The following is a 17,128-nucleotide window of genomic DNA, read 5'->3' as shown; positions in this document are numbered from 1 at the left end:
GGCAGCAATCGGGCACCCCTCAGCGGGCAGAACCGGGCAGAACGAGGCAGTGATGACAAAGACCACGACGCGGGGGCCGCAGCCGGCCTTGCCGCTCAACCAGATACTTGCAGGCGACTGCATCGAAGTGATGAACGCCTTGCCGGAGGCAAGCGTCGATCTGATCTTTGCCGACCCGCCCTATAACCTGCAGCTGCGCGGGGATCTGCACCGCCCCGACAATTCCAAGGTCGATGCCGTCGACGACGCGTGGGACCAGTTCGGCTCCTTCGACCATTACGACCAGTTCACCCGCGACTGGCTTGCCGCCGCGCGCCGGATCCTCAAGCCGAATGGCGCGATCTGGGTGATCGGTTCCTATCACAACGTCTTCCGCCTCGGCGCCGAGCTGCAGAACCAGGGTTACTGGATCCTCAACGACGTGGTCTGGCGCAAGTCGAACCCGATGCCGAACTTCCGCGGCAAGCGGCTGACCAACGCGCATGAGACGCTGATCTGGGCCTCGAAGGGGGAGGGGGCGAAATACACCTTCAACTATGAGGCACTGAAGGCGCTGAACGAGGGCGTGCAGATGCGCTCCGACTGGGTGCTGCCGATCTGCACCGGCAATGAGCGGCTGAAGGACGACGCCGGCGAAAAGGCGCATCCGACGCAAAAGCCCGAGGCGCTGCTTCACCGCATCATCCTTGGCACGACGAACCCGGGCGATGTCGTGCTCGACCCGTTCTTCGGCACCGGCACCACGGGTGCGGTGGCCAAGATGCTCGGCCGCGACTACATCGGCATCGAGCGCGAGGAGACCTATCGCCTCGCCGCGCGCAAGCGCCTCGAGAAGGTGCGCAAGTTCGACAAGGAAGCGCTCGAGACGACCACCTCGAAACGCGCCGAGCCGCGCGTGCCCTTCGGCCAGCTGGTCGAACGCGGCATGCTGCGCCCGGGCGAGGAGCTTTACTCCATCGGCAACCGCTTCAAGGCCAAGGTGCGCGCCGATGGCACGCTCGTCGGCAATGACGTGAAGGGCTCGATCCACCAGGTGGGCGCCCATCTCGAAGGCGCGCCGAGCTGCAACGGCTGGACCTACTGGCATTTCAAGCGCGAGGGGAAACTCGTGCCGATCGACCTCCTGCGCCAGCAGATCCGCGCCGAGATGAACTGATCCGATAACACGGTTACCGCCGGTGCCTGGGTCCGCCCCGGGCACGACCTTGCCCCGCCGTTCGCTCGGCGGGGTCTTTTCCGTTCGCCTTGGTGGAGACGTGAGGGGCTCAGCTCGTTTCGAGAAGCGCGCGTAATTCGCGCAGGATCGGCAGGGCCGTGCGCACCTTTTCCGGCCCGATCGTGCGCACGATATCGGCGATCACCGGCATGAAGCCCGCCAGCGCCGCATCGCGCGCCTGCCGCCCCGCCGGCGAGATCGAGACGAATTTGCGCCGCGCGTCGTCCCAGTCGGGGCGGATATGGATATGCCCCGCCCATTCCAGCTTCGAGAGCGTGTTTGTCATCGCGCCGCGGGTGACGTGGAAGGTCGCGGCAAGCTGCGCCGGGGTGCGCTCCTCGCCGAAATGCGCGAGGTGGTTGAGGACGGAGAAATGCGAGATCTCCATCCCCTTCGGCAGCGCCCGGCTCACCACGTTGCGCGCAAGCTGATCGGCCATGAAGACCTCGGCGAAAAGCGCGGCGGCGATGGCGTCGGACCCGTCGTTCATTCCGCCTCCCCGGGGCCCGTGAACTCCCGGTCATGCAAGAGCGAGGGCACCCGCGCACGGGCCTTCGCCACGCGCGCAAGGTCGATCTCGACGAGCGTCACCCCGGGGTCGGAGCCGCCGTCGGCAAGCACCTCGCCCCAGGGCGCAACGGCGAGGCTGTGCCCCCAGGTCCGCCGCGGCCGCCCGCCATGCGCGGCATGCGCGCCGCATTGCGCCGGGGCGAGCACGAAGCTCGTGTTCTCGATCGCGCGGGCGCGGATCAGGCTTTCCCAATGCGCGGCGCCGGTGGTGTCGTTGAAGGCCGCGGGCAGCGTCAGGATCTGCGCGCCGCCCTGCGCCAGACGCCGGAACAGATGCGGAAAGCGCAGATCGTAGCAGACCGCCATGCCGATCTTCGCGAAACCGGCGTCGGCGACGACCGCCCGCGCGCCGGGGCGATAGCCCTCCGATTCGCGGTATTTCTCGGTCTCCGACACGTCGACGTCGAACATGTGGATCTTGTCATACCGCGCGACGATCTGCCCCTTCGGCCCGATCAGGAAGGAACGGTTGGCAAAGCGGCCGTCGGCGTCGCCCGTCTTCAGCCCGAGCGAGCCGATCAGCAGCCAGATGCCAAGCTCGTCGGTCAGCGCGCGCAGCTCGGCCAGCGTCGGATCGTCTTCCTCGAGGCAGAGAACCTCGTTCTGCCAGCCCCGGTCCGAGGACAGCAGATTGGTGCATTCGGGGGTGAGCACGAAGCCCGCCCCCGCGCCCGCCGCCTCGCGGATGAAGGCCTCGGTCACCGGCAGGTTGCGGGCCGGATCGTCGCTGACATTGAGCTGAACCAGAGCCGTTTTCATCGGTCAGTCAGCCAACATCGCGTCAAGCTTGCCCGCCGCGTCGAGCGCGTGGATATCGTCGCAGCCGCCGACGCCGACCCCGTCGATGAAGATCTGCGGCACGGTGCGGCGCCCGTTCGCGCGCGCCATCATCGCCTGCCGCTGCGCCGGGTCGGCACCGACGTCGGTTTCCTCGAAGGCAACGCCCTTGCGGGACAGCAGCGCCTTCGCGGCGATGCAATAGGGGCAGGTGCGGGTGGTATAGATCTCGACGCGTTTCATGGTGATCCCTTTCGTCCGGCGACTTTACAGGGATTTAGGCACCTTTCGCAACGCGCGCCAGCGCAAGCACATTGACGCGGCGCGCCCCGGCGGCCAGCGCCGCCTCCGTCGCCGCGGCGAAGGTCGCCCCCGAGGTCATCACGTCGTCGACGATCAGCAGATCACGCCCCCGGAGCGCCTCCGCCCGGCGCGGGGTGATGCGGATCGCCCCCTCGAGATTGGCAAAGCGCTCCTCGCGCGAGCGGCCCTCCTGGCTCGGCGTCGCGCGAGGGCGCTCGAAGAGGTCGGGGATATGCGCGAGCCCGGCGCGTTTCGCCACCTGCTGCGAGAGCAGCGCGGACTGGTTGAACTTGCGCTTGATCAGGCGCAGCCGGTGCAACGGGATCGGCGCGATCACCATCCCCGGTTCGAGCAGGGGCGCGGCGGTCTGCGCGAGCCATTGCCCCATCGGCCCGACGAGATCGAGCCGGTCGCCATGTTTGAGCGCGAGCACCATCTGCCGCCCGGCCCCGCCATAGACGAAGGTCGCCCGCCCGCGCGACCAGTTGCGCGGTTGCGCAAGGCAGTCGTCGCAGCGCTGGGCGCCCTCCCCCGCGCCATCGCCCGGCAGCGGTGCGCCGCAACATTCGCAGGCGAGCCCGGCGATGAACTGGGTGTCGCGCCAGCAGGCGCCGCAAAGGCCGAAATCGCTGCTCACCGCCTCGCCGCAGGCGATGCAGCGCGGCGGGAAGACGGTCTGCACGAGGCCGGCGGTCGAGCTGCGGATCCCCGCTAGCATCGCCCCGCGAAGCGCCGTAAGGTCCAGCCCCATCATGAGCACTCCACCCCGCCTGACCGACCGAGACGCGCTGCTCCGCCATCGGAGCCGCGCAAAAGCCACCGAACCCGCCCTGTTCCTGCACGAGGATGCGGCGATCGAACTCGAGGAAAGACTGAACGAGGTTAACAGAAGGTTTACGAACCCCGCCCTCGTGACGAATTTTCCCGATCCGTGGCTGCCGGTCCTGCCCGGGGCCAGGGTGGTGGCGGATGACGATCTCCTCGATCTCGAGGAGGGGGCGCATGATCTCGTCGTCCATGCGATGTGCCTGCATTGGGCGAATGACCCGGTGGGCCAGATCGTGCAGGCGGCGCGCGCGCTGCGCCCCGACGGGCTTTTCGTGGCGGTGATGTTCGGCGGCCAGACGCTCGCCGAGCTGCGCGCGGTGCTCGCCGAGGCGGAGATCGCGGTGACCGGCGGGCTCAGCCCGCGGGTGCTGCCGATGGGCGAGATCCGTGATCTCGGTGCGCTGTTGCAGCGCGCGGGGCTCGCGCTGCCGGTGGCCGATGTGGTGAGTCGCAAGGTGACCTATGCCGATCCGCTGCGCCTGCTCGCCGATCTGCGCGCGATGGGGGAGGGCAATGCGCTTTCCGCGCGCGCGCGTCATTTCACCCGCCGCGCAGTGCTCGCCGAGGCGGTGGCGCGCTATGCGGAGAATTTCTCCGAACCCGACGGGCGGGTGCGGGCGACTTTCGACATGGTCTGGCTTACCGGATGGAAGCCGCACGAGAGCCAGCAGAAACCCCTTCGCCCCGGTTCCGCGACGCATTCGCTCGCCGAGGCGCTGGGCACCTGCGAATGTTCTGCGGGGCAAAAGGTGCAGGAATAGGGTCTATCCAAGCGCGGTGAGAAAGCCGCGTGACCACCAGTGCACGTCGCGACGGCGCAGCGTTTCCATCATCGCCCGATGCCGTCGCTGGCGTTCGGCCCGCGGCATCGCGAGCGCGGTCATCATCACCGTCGCCATCTGCTCGACATCATGCGGGTTGACGATCAGCGCATCGGCAAGCTGCTCGGCCGCGCCGGCGAACTGGCTCAGGATCAGCACGCCGGGATCCTCGGGATCCTGCGCCGCGACGAATTCCTTCGCCACGAGGTTCATCCCGTCCATCAGCGGCGTCACCAGCGCGACATCGGCCGCGCGATAAAGGCCGGCGAGCGTCTCGCGCGGGACGGGGCGGTTGATGAAGCGGATCGGCGTCCACATGATGTCGGCATAGGTGCCGTTGATCTGGCCCGAGAGATGCTCCGTCTCCTGCCGGATGTCGTCATAGGCGGACACCCCCTCGCGCGTCGGCGGGGAAATCTGGATCAGCGAGACATGGCGATGCCAGTCTTCGTGCCGCCCGAGAAACTCGCCGAAGGCCCGAAGGCGCTGCGGCACGCCCTTGGTATAATCGAGCCGGTCGACGCCGATCATCAGCCGCCGGTCAGGTTTGCGGATGCCGGCCGGAAGCGCCTCGACCTCGACCGCGGCGATGCGGGCGAACTCCGCCACGTCGATCGCGATCGGAAAGGCGGCGATGCGCGGCTGATGCGGTGCGAGATGCACGAAACCGCCCGAAAGCTCCGCCGCGCCGCCGATCTCGACCATCGCATCGGTGCAGTTCTTCACGTCGCGCTCGGCCTGCAGCCCCACCAGCTCATAGGCCGCAAGCCATTGGCAAAGCTCGGCTCCGTTCGGCAGCGCCTGCAGCGCGAGCGGCGTCGGAAAGGGCGTGTGCAGGAAGAACCCCATCCGGTTCTGCACGCCAAGCTGGCGCAGGTCATGGGCGAGCGGCAGGAGGTGGAAATCATGCACCCAGATCCGGTCGTCGGGGGCGATCACCTCGACCAGCATCTTCGCGATGCGCCGGTTCACCTCCTTGTAGCTCGCCAGATACTCGCCGCGGATGTCGAGCAGATCGGTTCGCCCGTGAAACAGCGGCCAGAGCACAGAATTGGCGAATCCGTGGTAGTAATTCGCCTGTTCCTCGGGGCTGAGATCGAAGCAGAGGCGGCGGAACGGCCCGCCCTCGATCTCGCGCAGGCGGTTGTCCGGGGCCTCGACGATCTCGCCCGAGGTGCCGATCCAGAGACCGCCGCGCTCTTCCAGCGCGGCGCCGAGCGCCACGACAAGCCCGCCCGAGGGGGTTGGCCCGGCGGGGATGCGGTTCGAAAGACAGATCAGACGCCCCATCCTATCGCTCCAGCCCAAGCCAGCGCCGCACCGCGACCGGATCGGCCAGGCGATGCCGCGCGGCCGAGGGGCCCGCCCCGATCTTCACGCCGAAGCCGCCCTGCGCCGCGGCCCAGGCAAGCGCCGGTTCATCGGTACTGTCATCGCCGAGATAGACGGGCAACCGCCCGGCGAAGGCCGGAAGCTGCACGATCCGCGCGAGTGCGCGATCCTTCGAGGCGCCCTCCGGTTTCAGCTCGAAACACATCTTCGCGGGTTGCACGGTGAAACCGGGCAGCCGCATGGCAAGCTCGGTGACGAAGGCCTCGGCGGTGGGCGCGGCCTCCGGGCGGGCGCGGAAATGCAGCGCGCCGCCGAGGGTCTTCTCTTCGTAAAAAAGACCCTGTTCCTGCGCAAATTGCGCAAGCATGGCCTGCAGCATGGCAAGCCCCTCGGGTGCGGCGGCGATCATCGGCGCCATGCCGCGCGCCTCGGCGCCGTGGCTGCCGATCATCAGACCGTCGAAATCGGGCAGGAACCGTTCGAGCATCGCAAGGGAGCGCCCGGAGACGAGGGCGAGCGCACTGTCGAGACTGTGGCGGAGCCCGCTCAGGGCGGCACCGAGACCGGGCGCGACCTCGACCGCATCGGGACGTGGCGCGATATCGACCAGCGTGCCGTCGAAGTCGAGGAAAAGGGCGGCGCTGGACTGGTCGAGAGCGGGCGGGGCGCTGAGCGCGAAGCGTGTCTCTTCGGTCATGGCCCAAAGGGTAGGGCATCGGGTCGCGATTGCAACGCCCTCATTGACCCGGGGCCAAAACGCGATAAGTCGGAGGGGATTTCAGATGCGACAGGACACTCGATGACCCCCGAAGCCGATACCCGCCTCGCACATGCTCCCGCCGATCACCCGCGCCTGCCGCCGCGCAAGACCGGGCTGCTCGTCGCCAATCTCGGCACGCCGGACGCCACCGATTACTGGTCGATGCGGCGCTATCTGGGCGAGTTCCTCTCCGACAAGCGGGTGATCGATATCCCGTCCTGGAAATGGCAGCCGCTGCTGCAGCTGATCATCCTGACGAAGCGGCCCTTCACCTCGGGCGCCAATTACCGCACGATCTGGAACACCGAGGCGAACGAAAGCCCGCTGATGACGATCACCAAGCAGCAGGTGGCGAAGCTGCGCGACGCCGTCGCCGCGCGCTACGGCGAGGAGGTGATGGTCGAGTTCTGCATGCGCTACGGCAACCCCTCGACCGAGGTGGTGGTGGACCGGATGGTGAAGGCGGGCTGCGAGCGCATCCTCTTCCTGCCGCTTTATCCGCAATATGCCGGGGCCACCTCGGCCACCGCGAACGACGCCTTCTTCCGCGCGCTGATGAAGCAGAAGCGCCAGCCCGCGGCCCGGATCGCACCCGAATATTTCGATCGTCCGAGCTATGTCGAGGCGCTCGCGAGCTCGGTGGAAAGGGTCTATTCCACCTTGAATCGCCGCCCCGACGTGCTCGTCGCCTCCTATCACGGCATGCCGAAACGCTACCTGATGGAGGGCGACCCCTACCATTGCCAGTGCCAGAAGACCTCGCGCCTGCTGATGGAGCGGCTTGGCTGGCAGAAGGGCGACATCGACACCACCTTCCAGTCGGTCTTCGGCCGCGAGGAATGGCTCAAGCCCTATACCGTCGAGCATGTCGCCGAACTGGCGAAGGCCGGCAAGAAGAATATCGCGGTGATCTCGCCCGCCTTCTCGGCCGATTGCATCGAGACGCTGGAAGAGATCAACGGCGAGATCCGCGAGGCCTTCGAGCACGCGGGCGGCGAGAGCTTCACCTATATCCCCTGCCTGAACGACGACGATCTGCACATCGCCGCGCTGATGGATCTGGTGCAGGAAAACTTCGCCGGCTGGCTTGCCTGACGGGCAGGGGGCTTCCGCCCCCTCGGCGCGGCCGCGCCTCACCCCCGAGGATATTTTCCGCTCTGTAGAAACGGGTTTCTATAGAGCCAAAATATCCCGGGGGAGCTCCGCAGGAGCGGGGGCAGAGCCCCCGGCAACGAAAAGGGGCCCGAAGGCCCCCGGATTTCTACGCACCGCATCCGGTCAGATCAGCACGACCTGCGTGCCGATCTTCGCCAGATCGAAAAGTTGCTCGATATGCTGGTTGTACAGGCCGATGCAGCCATTCGACGACTTGCGCCCGATCTTGCGCGTGTCGTGGGTGCCGTGGATCCGGTAATATTGCCAGCTGAGGTAGAGCGCGCGCGTGCCGAGCGGATTGTCCGGCCCCGCAGGCACGAAATCGGGCCAGTCGGGGTTGCGTTTCTTCATCGAGGGCGTGGGCGACCAGGTCGGCCCCTTGACCTTGCGGATCACCTCGGTGCGGCCGCGGCGGGTGAGCTCGTCCGAGACCGGAACCGAGGTCGGGTAGAGCTTGTAGATCGACTGGTCCTCCGACCAGAAATGCAGGCAGCGCGACACGGTGTCGACGAGGATCGCGCCGTTCTTCGTGTTCGAGAAATAGGGCCGCCAGTCGAGCTCGCGGAAGCTCGAGATATTGCGGTGCATATTGGTGTTCGCGGTTTCCTCGAAAGTCTCGAGCCCCGCGTCGGGCGTCTGGGCAAAGACGGCGGGCGCCGCAAGGGAGGCGCCGGCAAGCGTGGCCGCGCTCAGGAAACTGCGGCGATCGAAGGTCTTTCGGGCATCCGTCATGTCACGTCTCCGTTCCGGCCGGAGCCGGGTCTCTGACCCTTCTCAATATTGCGCCTTTGCCGCAGGTGCAAATCAAACCGTCGTCATCACGGGTTTTCACGTAACTGTGGGTTTGCGCGCCTTGACGCATGCGTGTAAGGCTCGCCCCGATATTCCGGGGGACAGAAATGACCAGTTCCAAAGTGTTGACGCTGCTTGCTGCCCTGACCCTGGCCGCCTGCAGCTCCACGCATGAGCCGCAGCTTGGCCCCGATGGTCAGCCGCTGCCGCAGCTCTACAAGATCACCAAGCGGGACACCGCCGAGATCCCGACGCGGGTGCTCGAGGCGATGAATTCGCTGCGCGCCGCGCGGGGCACCTCGCCGGTGCAGCTCAACCCGCAGCTGACCGCGGCGGCCGAGGCGCATTCGCGCGACATGGCGGCGCAGAACCGGCCCTGGCACTGGGGCTCGGACGGTTCCTCGCCGCTCGACCGCGCGAAACGTTCCGGCTTCACCGGCGAAGTGCTGGGCGAGAACATCTCCGAGACCTACGAGACCGAGACCGAGACGCTCTCCGCCTGGATGGCGCTGTCGGATACGCGCGACGTGATCCTGAACCCGGGGGCTACCGAGATGGGCTTCTCCTGGTATCAGGAACCCTCGGGCAAGATCTGGTGGACGATGGTCACCGGCAAGTTCTGAGCCGGTCTCCACCCAGAGCGCATCAAAAAGGGCCCCGTCGGGGCCCTTTGCCTTTCCCGATGGTGTCGGGTCAGGGGTAGATGAAGACCGGGGTGCCTGTCGCCACCATCGCATAGATAACCTCGATCTCCTCGTCGCGCACCGCGATACAGCCGGCGGTCCAATCCTTGCCGCGGCCCTTGTCCTTGCCGGCGCGGCCATGGATGAAGATGTCGCCGCCCGGGCGCTTGCCCTGCGATTCGGCAAAAACCGTGTCGCTGGGGTTCGGATAGGAGATGCCGAGCGAGAGGTGATAGGCCGAGTTCGGATTGCGGCGGTCGATGAAATAAAGCCCCTCGGGCGTCTTGCCGTCGCCCTCGAACTGCTTCTTGCCGATCGGGTTGCCGCCAAGCGCGATCTTGTATTCCTTCAAGATCTTGCCATCGACGGAGACGAGGTACATCCGCCGTTTCTTCTTGTAGACGTGGACCTGGGAGACGGGCTCGCCGGAATAACTCTTGAACTTGCCCGAGTCGCCGCATGCCGCCAGAAGCGACAGCGTCGAAAGCCCCATGATGAGAGAGCGCCGCTGCATGATTTGCCTGTGTTCACTGCCTTTTTGCGCGATCCTACCAGAAATCGTTGGTCGCGCGAAGCCCCCTAGCGCCGCGTGAAGCGCGCTGCAAGCTCGACATGCGCGGACCAGCGGAACTGATCGACGACGATCAGCTCCTCGAGGGTGAAACCGGCGTCGATCAGCACCTTGGCGTCGCGCGCGAAGCTGACCGGGTTGCAGGAGACATGGGCGACGAGCCGCGCTTTCGAGGCGGCGATCTCGGCGATCTGCGCCTCGGCGCCGGCGCGGGGCGGGTCGATCACCACCGCGTCGAAGCGGTCGATCTCGTCGGGCAGGAGCGGGCGGCGGAAGAGGTCGCGCGTCTCGTGGGTGACGCGCTTGAGCCCCTGCGCGTTGCGCCAGCCCTGGTCGAGCGCGGCAAGCATCGCCGCCTCGCCCTCGACGGCATGAACCTCGGCCTTTGCCGCAAGCGGCAGGGCGAAGGTGCCGCAACCGGCAAAAAGATCGACGACGCGGGCGGCCTCGCCCACCGCGGCACGCACGAAGGACACGAGCGCCGCCTCGCCCTCCGCCGTCGCCTGCAGGAAGGCGCCGGGCGGCGGGGTGACGCGGGCGGCGCCGAAGGCCTGGGTTGCGGGGCGGCGCGCGGCGATCATCTCGCCGTTCCAGCTCAGCCGCGCGAGGTCATGGCGGCGGGCAAGATCGGAAAGCGCCTCGAAAAGGGCCGGATCAGTGTCTTTTCCGCCCTTCGCGGCGACCTCGACCCCGGCCTCCGAAAGCGTCAGCGCGAAGGCGATCTCCCCCTTGCGCGAGGCGCCCAGTGCCGTCGCCTCTTCGAGTGCCGGCACGGTGGCGAGAAGCTCGGGGCGCAGAATGCGGCAGTCGGGCACTTCCACCACGGTGTCGGAAGCGCGGGCGTGAAAGCCGACCAGCGCCCCTTTCTTAGTGCGCCGTCCCGAAAGCGTGGCGCGGCGGCGCGCGCGTTCGGGCGAGGTCTCGACACGGGACACGGGGGTGGTGATGCCGCGCTGGGCGAGGGCGTTGGTCACCACCTCCGCCTTCCAGCGCGCGACGAAATCATCCGAGCCATGCTGCAACAGGCAGCCACCGCAGGCGCGGTAATGCGGGCAGGGCGGTTTCACCCGGTCGGGCGAGGGGGTGACGATCTTCGGTGCGGCGATGCGGCCGTCGATGATCTCGCCTTCGACCGCCTCTCCGGGCAGCGCCATGGCGACATGCACGGTGCCTTCCGGCCCGTGGGCGACCCCGTCGGCATGCAGTGAGAGGCGTTCGATCGTCAGCGTCATGGCGCGGCTCCTTTTCAGGGCGGCTTAGCAAGTGGTTGGCCAGGCGCCAAGCCTATTGCGCCGCCGCCCCGCTTTCCGCCTCTTCCTCGGTGCCGAGGAAGCCCCCCGATTGCCGGCTCCAATAGCGCGCATAAAGACCCTGTTGCGCCAGAAGTTGCGCATGCGTTCCCTGTTCGACGATCCGCCCCTGATCGAGCACGACGATCCGGTCCATCTCGGCGATCGTGCTCAGCCGGTGCGCGATCGCCAGCACGGTCTTGCCCTCCATCACCCGCAGGAGCGCCTCCTGGATCTGCGCCTCGACCTCGCTGTCGAGTGCGGAGGTCGCCTCGTCGAGCACGAGGATCGGCGCGTTCTTGAGGAAGGCCCGGGCGAGCGCGATGCGCTGCCGTTGCCCGCCGGAAAGTTTCACCCCACGCTCGCCCAGCGTCGCCTCGTAGCCCTTGTTGCCCTTGTGATCCTGCAGCGTGAGGATGAAGTCATGCGCTTCGGCGGCCTTGGCGGCGGCGATCATCTCCGCCTCGGTCGCATCGGGGCGGCCATAGAGAATGTTCTCCCGTGCGGAGCGGTTGAACATCGCGGTCTCCTGCGTGACCATGCCGATCTGCCGGCGCAGGCTCTCTTGGGTGACCGCGCGCAGATCGGTGCCGTCGATCAGAACCGCACCTTTTTCGGTGTCATAGAGTCTTAAAAGCAGCGCGACGAGGGTCGATTTCCCCGCGCCAGAGGCGCCGACGATGCCGATCCGCTCGCCCGGCGCGATGGTCAGGGTGATGTCGTCGATGCCGCCGCTTTGCCGCCCATAGGCGAAGGAGACATGGTCGAAACCGATCTCCCCCTTCACCCGGCCGAGTGTGATCGCATCCAGCGCATCGGTCAGCGCATGCATGGGGGTGAGCGTCTTCATCCCGTCCTCGACCTCGCCGACCGAACCCCAGATCCCCATCAGTGCCATGCTGACCCAGCCCGACATCTGCGCGATGCGGATCGCGATCGCGCCCGAGGCGGTGATGTCGCCGGCGGTGGCGTGGCCCGCGCGCCACATCAGGATGGTGCCGCCGACGAGCATCACCGGAAGCAGGCCGGAAAAGACCATCTGCGCCGAGCGATACCAGGTCGAGGTCACGCCGAAATCGAGGGCGCGCTCACGAAATGTGCTCATCGCGCCGAGCGCGGCGCGATCCTCGTGTTCGGCATGGGCGAAAAGCTTCACCGTCTTGATGTTGGTGATCGTGTCCACGACCTGCCCGGTGACCATGGCGCGCGCTGCGGCCCGCGCCTCTGATCGCGCGCGGACGTGGGGCAAAAAGGCTCTGATCAACCAGAAATAGGCCAACATCCAGAGCGTCAGCCCGACCGCGCCCCAAAGGTCGATCCCGATCAGCAGCGCGATCGAGCCGACGATCGAGGCGAGCGCGAACATCGCGGTATTGACGACTTCGGAGGCGGTGTCGGTGACGGCCCGCGCCGTCTGCATCTGCTTTTGTGCGATGCGCCCGGCGAAATCATTGTCGAAGAAGGTCACCGCCTGGCCCATCGTCCAGCGATGCAGCCGCGAAAGCACGAGCGGCATCACGTTCGGGTTGATCAACAGGTTCGAGGCGGCGGAAGAGAGGCCAAAGATCCCCGGCCGCAGGATCAGATAGAAGCTTGCGAAGCCCGCGATCAGCAGCATGTTTTCGCTGAAAATAGTCTCTGGTGTGGCGGAAAGCGTGGCATCGACGACCTTGCCGAGCAGCCAGGCGGAGACGACCTCCATCGTTCCGGCGAGGGCGGAAAGCACGCCTGCGAGCCAGAGGGCGGGCCAGGCGCCGCGCAGGCACCACAGGAAAAAGGCGCCGAGGCGTTGCGGGGGCGGGCCGTCGGCGGGGCGGAAGGCGTCGATCATCGTGAAATCTCCTTGCGCAGGATATAGGCGGCGCGAGGGAAAGGGGAAGCCTCAGCCGAGCAGCGCGTCCCGGTCGAGGGTGAAGCCGGAGGCGATCCAGCGCGCCTCGAGCTCGGCAAGGCGCGCGCCGAGGGCGGCACCGGAATAGCGTGGCATCAGGTCGCTCGCGTGGATCGGAAAGCGCTGGGCTGCGCCGAATTCGACCCTGTTCCAGCGGTTTTCAGTGATTTCTTCACCGATCAGTGCGGCGCGGAGGAGGAGTGCATCCTCCCCGTCGCGCGCCCCGTAGCGATAGCCGAGAACCTCGGGCGAAAGATCCTCGGTCGCGGCCTCGCGCAAACGCCCGAGGCGTTTCGCCTCCGCCTTCGACAGCCGCAGGCGCTCGGCGACGTCCTCCCCGCCCAAAGCCGCCAAACGGCGGATCGGGTCGGGGGTGCGCCCGGCCTCGAGATGCACGAGGGGCGCCAAGCTACGCGCCTCCGCCCCGGGCAGGACCAGGGCCAGAATCCCGGCCGCGGCCATCGCCGCCACGGCGGGGGCGGGATCTGGCGCGGCGAGCAGGCGGAGCATTTCGTGCCCGATCCTTTCACGCGAAAGCGTCTCTATTCCAGCGGAAAGGGCGCTGCAGGCGGCCAACCCATCCGCGTCGATTCCGCGTTCCGGATCGCCATACCAGGCGGTGAAACGGAAGAACCGCAGGATGCGGAGATAATCCTCGGCAATGCGCTTTTCCGGATCGCCGACAAAGCGCAGATGCCGCGCGGCCAGATCGGCCAGCCCGCTGCCGAGCGGGTCGATCACCGTGCCGTCGGCGCGCGCATAAAGCGCGTTCATCGTGAAATCGCGCCGCGCGGCATCCTCGGTCACATCGGTCGAGAAGGCGACCGTCGCATGCCGCCCATGCGTCTCGACGTCACGGCGAAAGGTGGTGATCTCGTGCCCGACATGATCGGCGACCACGGTCACTGTGCCATGCGCGATCCCGGTGGGCACCGGCTTGAACCCCGCGGCCTCGGCCAGTGCGATCACACGCTCCGGCAGGGCATCGGTTGCGATGTCGATGTCGGAAACCGGCTGGTGCAGAGCCGAATTGCGCACGCAGCCACCGACGAGCAGGGCCTGATGGCCGCCCGCCTCCAGCATGGCCAGAACCTTCTGGACATGCGCCGCCTCGATCCATGCGCCTTGCAGTTTCATCCCGCCATCCGGTCGCTCAGCGCGCGCAGGATACGCGCCGTGGCGCCCCAGATGTAATAGGGGCCATAGGGCGCGACATAGAAGCTGCGCCAGCTGCCGCGCCAGCGCCGCCGCTCGATCCGGTAATTCGCGGGATCGGCGAGATGGGCGAAGGGCACGGTGAAGATCTCGCCCACTTCGCCGGCCTCGGCGCGGGGGGCAAAGGGGCGGGTGACACGCGCGAGAACCGGGGTGACAAGAAAGCTCGTCACCGTCTCATGCGGCTCTAACACGCCCAGAATCTCGACTTTTTCGGGCGGCAGCGCGATTTCCTCCTGCGCCTCGCGCAGGGCGGCGGCGACGGGGCTTGCGTCCTCCGGGTCGACCTTGCCGCCGGGCAGGGCGATCTGCCCGGGGTGGTTGCGCAAGTGCGAGGCGCGCTTCGTGAGATAAAGCCGCAGCCCCGCCTCGGTTTCCTCGAGCGCGACGAGCACCCCGGCCGGGCGCAGCACCCGCCCGGGGGGCAGCGCAAAGCCGGGGTTGAGGTCGTAATCCGACGAGGGCCGCCCCGGTCGCGCCAGAGCGGCCAGAACCGGGGCGAAAGGGTCAGGCATCGCCGGCCTCTTTCGGCGTGCCGTCGGGTTCGATCGTCGCCTCGAAGCCGAGCGAGGCGGGATCGAACTCGTAATGCGCGCCGCAGAACTGGCAATCGGCGGTGACCTTGCCATCCTCGGTGGTCATATGGCCGATGTCCTTCGCCGAATAGATCGCGAGGCTCGAGCGCACACGTTCCTCCGAACAGGTGCAGCCGAACTCGACCCTCTGCGGATCGAAGACGCGCGGCGCTTCCTCGTGGAAAAGCCGCACGAGCAGGTTGGTCAGCTCGACGCCGGGGCCGATCAGCTCCATATCCTCGACGGTGTCGAGGAGCACATTTGCCCGCACCCAGTTCTCGTCCTCCTCGCCGGCGAGGATGTCGCTGTGGCGCAGCAGACCGGCCTCGCCCGAGCCCTCGCGCGCGGCGCCGGGGGTTTTCGGCATCATCTGCAGCATCACGCCGCCGGCGCGCCAGCGCTCGCCCTGACCGGGCAGGATCGAGCGGCCATAGGCGATCTCGAACCGCGTCGGCAGCTGCTCCGATTGCGCGAAATACGTCTCTGCACAGGCGGAAAGCGCGCCTCCGGCCAGCGGGGTGATGCCCTGATAGGGCAGCGTCCCCTCGCCCTGGTCGATCAGGATCGCGAAATACCCGTCACCGATCTGGCTGAACGGGGCGGCGCTTTCGTCGAGGCGTTCGGGGTCGAAGGAGGCCCAGCCGCGGATGCGCGCGGGCTCTCCCTCCGCCGCGGGGGCGTAGTAATCGGTGGCGAGGATCCGGATCGGCCCGTTGCCGCGCACCTGGATCGACAGTTTCCAGCGCAGCTTGATCGTCTGCCCGATCATCGCGGTGAGCAGCGCCACCTCGGCGACCAGCGCCTCGACGATCGGGGGGTAATTGTGCTGTGCAAGCACTTCCTCGAGCACGCCGTCGAGCCGCGCGATGCGGCCGCGCACGTCGGAGCGGTCGAGCTGAAACGGAAGGACGGTATCGTCCCATGCGATTTGCGAAAGGGTGGTCATCTCTATCCCGGGGGTTTTCTTCAGCCCGGAGGCTGGCATACCCTGCCTATATAGGCGCGGCAACCGCAGACCCAAGGGGGCGGATGCACAGGCGCTGCGCAAGGGGGACGGGATGCGACGGTTCGGCGAAGCGGTGGTGCGGGGGCAGCAGTATCGGCCGCGGCCGGGGGCCTATGCGGTGCTTTGGCGCGAGGGGCGCGTGCTGCTCACCCATCAGGAGGCTCCGACGCTCGAATATCAGCTGCCCGGCGGTGGCATCGACCCGGGCGAGGGGCCGCTCACCGCGCTTTATCGCGAGGCCTTCGAGGAGACCGGCTGGAAGATCGCCGATGCGCGCCGGATCGGGGCCTATCGCCGCTTTGCCTATATGCCGGAATACGACCGCTGGGCGGAGAAGATCTGCCATGTCTATGTCGCGCGCCCGGTGCTGCGCCGCGGCCCGCCGCTCGAGGCCGGGCATGAGGCGGTCTGGGCAAGCCCCGAAGCGGCGCTTTCGCTTCTGGCCAATGCGGGGGACCGGCATTTCCTGAGCCGGATCCTGAGCGGCAAATAGGCCACAGATCCGCCGCTATATACTGCGGGCCACCCCACAAATTGACGTTGCGGTAAAAGAACCATCTAGCCTTGGGCAGGTTTTTCGGTTATTTCGGAACCAGCAGTATTAACTCCGGACGCAAAGAACCGGGGATTATTTGAGGCGGAGCAGTAATATGGTAAAGTCGGTAGACTTTGCCGTTCGCGATGTTGCGGGCGGCGTGTCGCGTGGTGTTGTTTCCGGCGAGGGTGCGAGTGATTTCATCCAGGTCGGAGCGGGCGACGACATTTCTCTCAATCTGAGAAAAACAAGCATTCTCAAATACATGCGTGAAGGCAGCGATCTTGAGATCGTGCTTGTCGATGGGCGCACCATCACCCTTTCCGGGTTCTACGACGCGCATGCCAATCTCTATATCTCCTCCGATGGAACGCTGACCCATGTCGTGCTCGACGGTGGCAGCGATGGCGTGATCTACGCCGATTACAGCGATGTCGAGGTCATCGGGAAATGGAGCCCGAACGATCAGCTCGCTTTCCTCGATGGCGAAGAGCTTCTCGCGCCGGCGGCGGCCGACGACACCTCGAGCATGGCGGCCTTTGCCCCGGCGCTTCTGGGCGGCATGGGCGGTCTTGGCATCGCGGCGGCCGGGGTTGCCGGGCTTGGCCTGCTCGGTCTTGGGGGCAGCGGCTCGGGCGACGGCAATGATACGACCACGGGCGGCGATGGCGACGATACCGTGACCGGTGGCGATGGCGACGACACGACCACGGGCGGCGATGGCGACGATACCGTGACCGGTGGCGACGGCGACGACACGACCACGGGCGGTGGCGGCGACGATACCGTGACCGGTGGCGATGGCGACG

General features: G+C 67.0%; 18 protein-coding genes and 1 pseudogene. 6 read left to right on the top strand and 13 right to left on the bottom strand.

Features of this window, described 5'->3' with window-relative positions:
• The first annotated feature begins 52 nt into the window (after positions 1-52).
• Positions 53-1,156: a site-specific DNA-methyltransferase gene (locus tag AB7U46_RS00095; protein WP_428334885.1), complete on the top strand. Its 1,104-nt coding sequence runs from the start codon at positions 53-55 to the stop codon at positions 1,154-1,156.
• Positions 1,157-1,265: 109 nt separating this feature from the next.
• Here AB7U46_RS00095 and AB7U46_RS00090 read toward each other — a convergent pair whose 3' ends face one another.
• The 4 genes from AB7U46_RS00090 to AB7U46_RS00075 are packed head-to-tail and all read right to left on the bottom strand — an operon-like array spanning position 1,266 to position 3,584.
• On the bottom strand, positions 1,266-1,706 hold the full coding sequence (locus AB7U46_RS00090) for a MarR family winged helix-turn-helix transcriptional regulator (RefSeq protein WP_428334884.1): 441 nt from the start codon (positions 1,704-1,706) through the stop codon (positions 1,266-1,268).
• On the bottom strand, positions 1,703-2,545 hold the full coding sequence (locus AB7U46_RS00085) for a carbon-nitrogen hydrolase family protein (RefSeq protein WP_428334883.1): 843 nt from the start codon (positions 2,543-2,545) through the stop codon (positions 1,703-1,705). Before AB7U46_RS00085 ends, AB7U46_RS00090 begins: the two co-directional genes overlap by 4 nt.
• Positions 2,546-2,548: 3 nt before the next feature.
• A complete protein-coding gene (grxC, locus tag AB7U46_RS00080) occupies positions 2,549-2,806 on the bottom strand; it encodes a glutaredoxin 3 (protein WP_428334882.1) in 258 nt (85 codons plus the stop codon).
• Between the two features lie 34 nt (positions 2,807-2,840).
• Positions 2,841-3,584 carry a double zinc ribbon domain-containing protein gene (locus tag AB7U46_RS00075; protein WP_428335075.1) on the bottom strand — a complete coding sequence of 248 codons (744 nt, stop codon included), beginning with the start codon at positions 3,582-3,584 and terminating at the stop codon, positions 2,841-2,843.
• Positions 3,585-3,618: 34 nt separating this feature from the next.
• Between AB7U46_RS00075 and AB7U46_RS00070 the strand changes: the two genes are divergently transcribed.
• Positions 3,619-4,455 (top strand): methyltransferase domain-containing protein, encoded by an 837-nt coding sequence (locus AB7U46_RS00070; RefSeq protein ID WP_428334881.1) that lies wholly within the window; start codon positions 3,619-3,621, stop codon positions 4,453-4,455.
• Between the two features lie 3 nt (positions 4,456-4,458).
• Here the strand turns inward: AB7U46_RS00070 and AB7U46_RS00065 are convergent, their stop codons facing one another.
• Both AB7U46_RS00065 and otsB read right to left on the bottom strand, forming a co-directional pair.
• Positions 4,459-5,805 (bottom strand): alpha,alpha-trehalose-phosphate synthase (UDP-forming), encoded by a 1,347-nt coding sequence (locus tag AB7U46_RS00065; RefSeq protein ID WP_428334880.1) that lies wholly within the window; start codon positions 5,803-5,805, stop codon positions 4,459-4,461.
• Between the two features lies 1 nt (position 5,806).
• On the bottom strand, positions 5,807-6,544 hold the full coding sequence (gene otsB / locus AB7U46_RS00060) for a trehalose-phosphatase (protein WP_428334879.1): 738 nt from the start codon (positions 6,542-6,544) through the stop codon (positions 5,807-5,809).
• A gap of 102 nt (positions 6,545-6,646) precedes the next feature.
• Between otsB and hemH the strand changes: the two genes are divergently transcribed.
• Entirely contained in the window at positions 6,647-7,702 is a 1,056-nt protein-coding gene (gene hemH / locus AB7U46_RS00055; protein WP_428334878.1) for a ferrochelatase, read from the top strand.
• A 183-nt stretch (positions 7,703-7,885) separates the two neighbouring features.
• On the opposite strand, the gene AB7U46_RS00050 is transcribed toward hemH, so the two are convergent.
• Positions 7,886-8,494, bottom strand: a complete 609-nt coding sequence (locus tag AB7U46_RS00050; protein ID WP_428334877.1) for a L,D-transpeptidase — start codon at positions 8,492-8,494, stop codon at positions 7,886-7,888.
• 167 nt (positions 8,495-8,661) lie between these two features.
• Here AB7U46_RS00050 and AB7U46_RS00045 point away from each other — a divergent pair, with 167 nt between their 5' ends.
• A complete protein-coding gene (locus tag AB7U46_RS00045) occupies positions 8,662-9,177 on the top strand; it encodes a CAP domain-containing protein (RefSeq protein ID WP_428334876.1) in 516 nt (171 codons plus the stop codon).
• A gap of 70 nt (positions 9,178-9,247) precedes the next feature.
• Here the strand turns inward: AB7U46_RS00045 and AB7U46_RS00040 are convergent, their stop codons facing one another.
• From AB7U46_RS00040 to AB7U46_RS00015, 6 genes are all read right to left on the bottom strand, one after another.
• A complete protein-coding gene (locus AB7U46_RS00040; RefSeq protein ID WP_428334875.1) occupies positions 9,248-9,751 on the bottom strand; it encodes a L,D-transpeptidase family protein in 504 nt (167 codons plus the stop codon).
• A gap of 65 nt (positions 9,752-9,816) precedes the next feature.
• On the bottom strand, positions 9,817-11,040 hold the full coding sequence (locus tag AB7U46_RS00035; protein WP_428334874.1) for a class I SAM-dependent RNA methyltransferase: 1,224 nt from the start codon (positions 11,038-11,040) through the stop codon (positions 9,817-9,819).
• A gap of 52 nt (positions 11,041-11,092) precedes the next feature.
• Positions 11,093-12,928 (bottom strand): ABC transporter ATP-binding protein, encoded by a 1,836-nt coding sequence (locus AB7U46_RS00030; protein ID WP_428334873.1) that lies wholly within the window; start codon positions 12,926-12,928, stop codon positions 11,093-11,095.
• A 51-nt stretch (positions 12,929-12,979) separates the two neighbouring features.
• A complete protein-coding gene (locus tag AB7U46_RS00025; protein ID WP_428334872.1) occupies positions 12,980-14,125 on the bottom strand; it encodes a CCA tRNA nucleotidyltransferase in 1,146 nt (381 codons plus the stop codon).
• A complete protein-coding gene (locus AB7U46_RS00020) occupies positions 14,122-14,718 on the bottom strand; it encodes a CoA pyrophosphatase (protein ID WP_428334871.1) in 597 nt (198 codons plus the stop codon). The genes AB7U46_RS00025 and AB7U46_RS00020 overlap by 4 nt, the downstream gene beginning before the upstream one ends.
• The gene (locus AB7U46_RS00015; RefSeq protein ID WP_428334870.1) at positions 14,711-15,724 is read right to left on the bottom strand and encodes an Hsp33 family molecular chaperone HslO; all 1,014 of its coding nucleotides are present in this window, start codon (positions 15,722-15,724) and stop codon (positions 14,711-14,713) included. The genes AB7U46_RS00020 and AB7U46_RS00015 overlap by 8 nt, the downstream gene beginning before the upstream one ends.
• A 112-nt stretch (positions 15,725-15,836) precedes the next feature.
• On the opposite strand from AB7U46_RS00015, the gene AB7U46_RS00010 reads away from it, so the two are divergent.
• Together AB7U46_RS00010 and AB7U46_RS00005 are read left to right on the top strand one after the other, a co-directional pair.
• Positions 15,837-16,277: an NUDIX hydrolase gene (locus AB7U46_RS00010; protein ID WP_428334869.1), complete on the top strand. Its 441-nt coding sequence runs from the start codon at positions 15,837-15,839 to the stop codon at positions 16,275-16,277.
• 307 nt (positions 16,278-16,584) lie between these two features.
• Positions 16,585-17,128: pseudogene (locus tag AB7U46_RS00005) on the top strand (hypothetical protein); the annotation flags it as partial.

Origin of the sequence: Paenirhodobacter sp. (assembly GCF_050177655.1) — a bacterium.
Taxonomy (GTDB): Bacteria; Pseudomonadota; Alphaproteobacteria; order Rhodobacterales; family Rhodobacteraceae; genus Rhodobacter.
Note: the sequence above shows the minus strand (reverse complement) of the source record. Positions and strands in the feature narration are given on the sequence as shown.

Excerpts from the sequence above, each read along its gene's own strand:
- AB7U46_RS00095 (WP_428334885.1), top strand. The coding sequence starts at position 53 with ATGACAAAGACCACGACGCGGGGGCCGCAGCCGGCCTTGCCGCTCAAC.
- AB7U46_RS00090 (WP_428334884.1), bottom strand. The coding sequence starts at position 1,706 with ATGAACGACGGGTCCGACGCCATCGCCGCCGCGCTTTTCGCCGAGGTC.
- AB7U46_RS00085 (WP_428334883.1), bottom strand. The coding sequence starts at position 2,545 with ATGAAAACGGCTCTGGTTCAGCTCAATGTCAGCGACGATCCGGCCCGC.
- grxC (WP_428334882.1), bottom strand. The coding sequence starts at position 2,806 with ATGAAACGCGTCGAGATCTATACCACCCGCACCTGCCCCTATTGCATC.
- AB7U46_RS00075 (WP_428335075.1), bottom strand. The coding sequence starts at position 3,584 with ATGCTAGCGGGGATCCGCAGCTCGACCGCCGGCCTCGTGCAGACCGTC.
- AB7U46_RS00070 (WP_428334881.1), top strand. The coding sequence starts at position 3,619 with ATGAGCACTCCACCCCGCCTGACCGACCGAGACGCGCTGCTCCGCCAT.
- AB7U46_RS00065 (WP_428334880.1), bottom strand. The coding sequence starts at position 5,805 with ATGGGGCGTCTGATCTGTCTTTCGAACCGCATCCCCGCCGGGCCAACC.
- otsB (WP_428334879.1), bottom strand. The coding sequence starts at position 6,544 with ATGACCGAAGAGACACGCTTCGCGCTCAGCGCCCCGCCCGCTCTCGAC.
- hemH (WP_428334878.1), top strand. The coding sequence starts at position 6,647 with ATGACCCCCGAAGCCGATACCCGCCTCGCACATGCTCCCGCCGATCAC.
- AB7U46_RS00050 (WP_428334877.1), bottom strand. The coding sequence starts at position 8,494 with ATGACGGATGCCCGAAAGACCTTCGATCGCCGCAGTTTCCTGAGCGCG.
- AB7U46_RS00045 (WP_428334876.1), top strand. The coding sequence starts at position 8,662 with ATGACCAGTTCCAAAGTGTTGACGCTGCTTGCTGCCCTGACCCTGGCC.
- AB7U46_RS00040 (WP_428334875.1), bottom strand. The coding sequence starts at position 9,751 with ATGCAGCGGCGCTCTCTCATCATGGGGCTTTCGACGCTGTCGCTTCTG.
- AB7U46_RS00035 (WP_428334874.1), bottom strand. The coding sequence starts at position 11,040 with ATGACGCTGACGATCGAACGCCTCTCACTGCATGCCGACGGGGTCGCC.
- AB7U46_RS00030 (WP_428334873.1), bottom strand. The coding sequence starts at position 12,928 with ATGATCGACGCCTTCCGCCCCGCCGACGGCCCGCCCCCGCAACGCCTC.
- AB7U46_RS00025 (WP_428334872.1), bottom strand. The coding sequence starts at position 14,125 with ATGAAACTGCAAGGCGCATGGATCGAGGCGGCGCATGTCCAGAAGGTT.
- AB7U46_RS00020 (WP_428334871.1), bottom strand. The coding sequence starts at position 14,718 with ATGCCTGACCCTTTCGCCCCGGTTCTGGCCGCTCTGGCGCGACCGGGG.
- AB7U46_RS00015 (WP_428334870.1), bottom strand. The coding sequence starts at position 15,724 with ATGACCACCCTTTCGCAAATCGCATGGGACGATACCGTCCTTCCGTTT.
- AB7U46_RS00010 (WP_428334869.1), top strand. The coding sequence starts at position 15,837 with ATGCGACGGTTCGGCGAAGCGGTGGTGCGGGGGCAGCAGTATCGGCCG.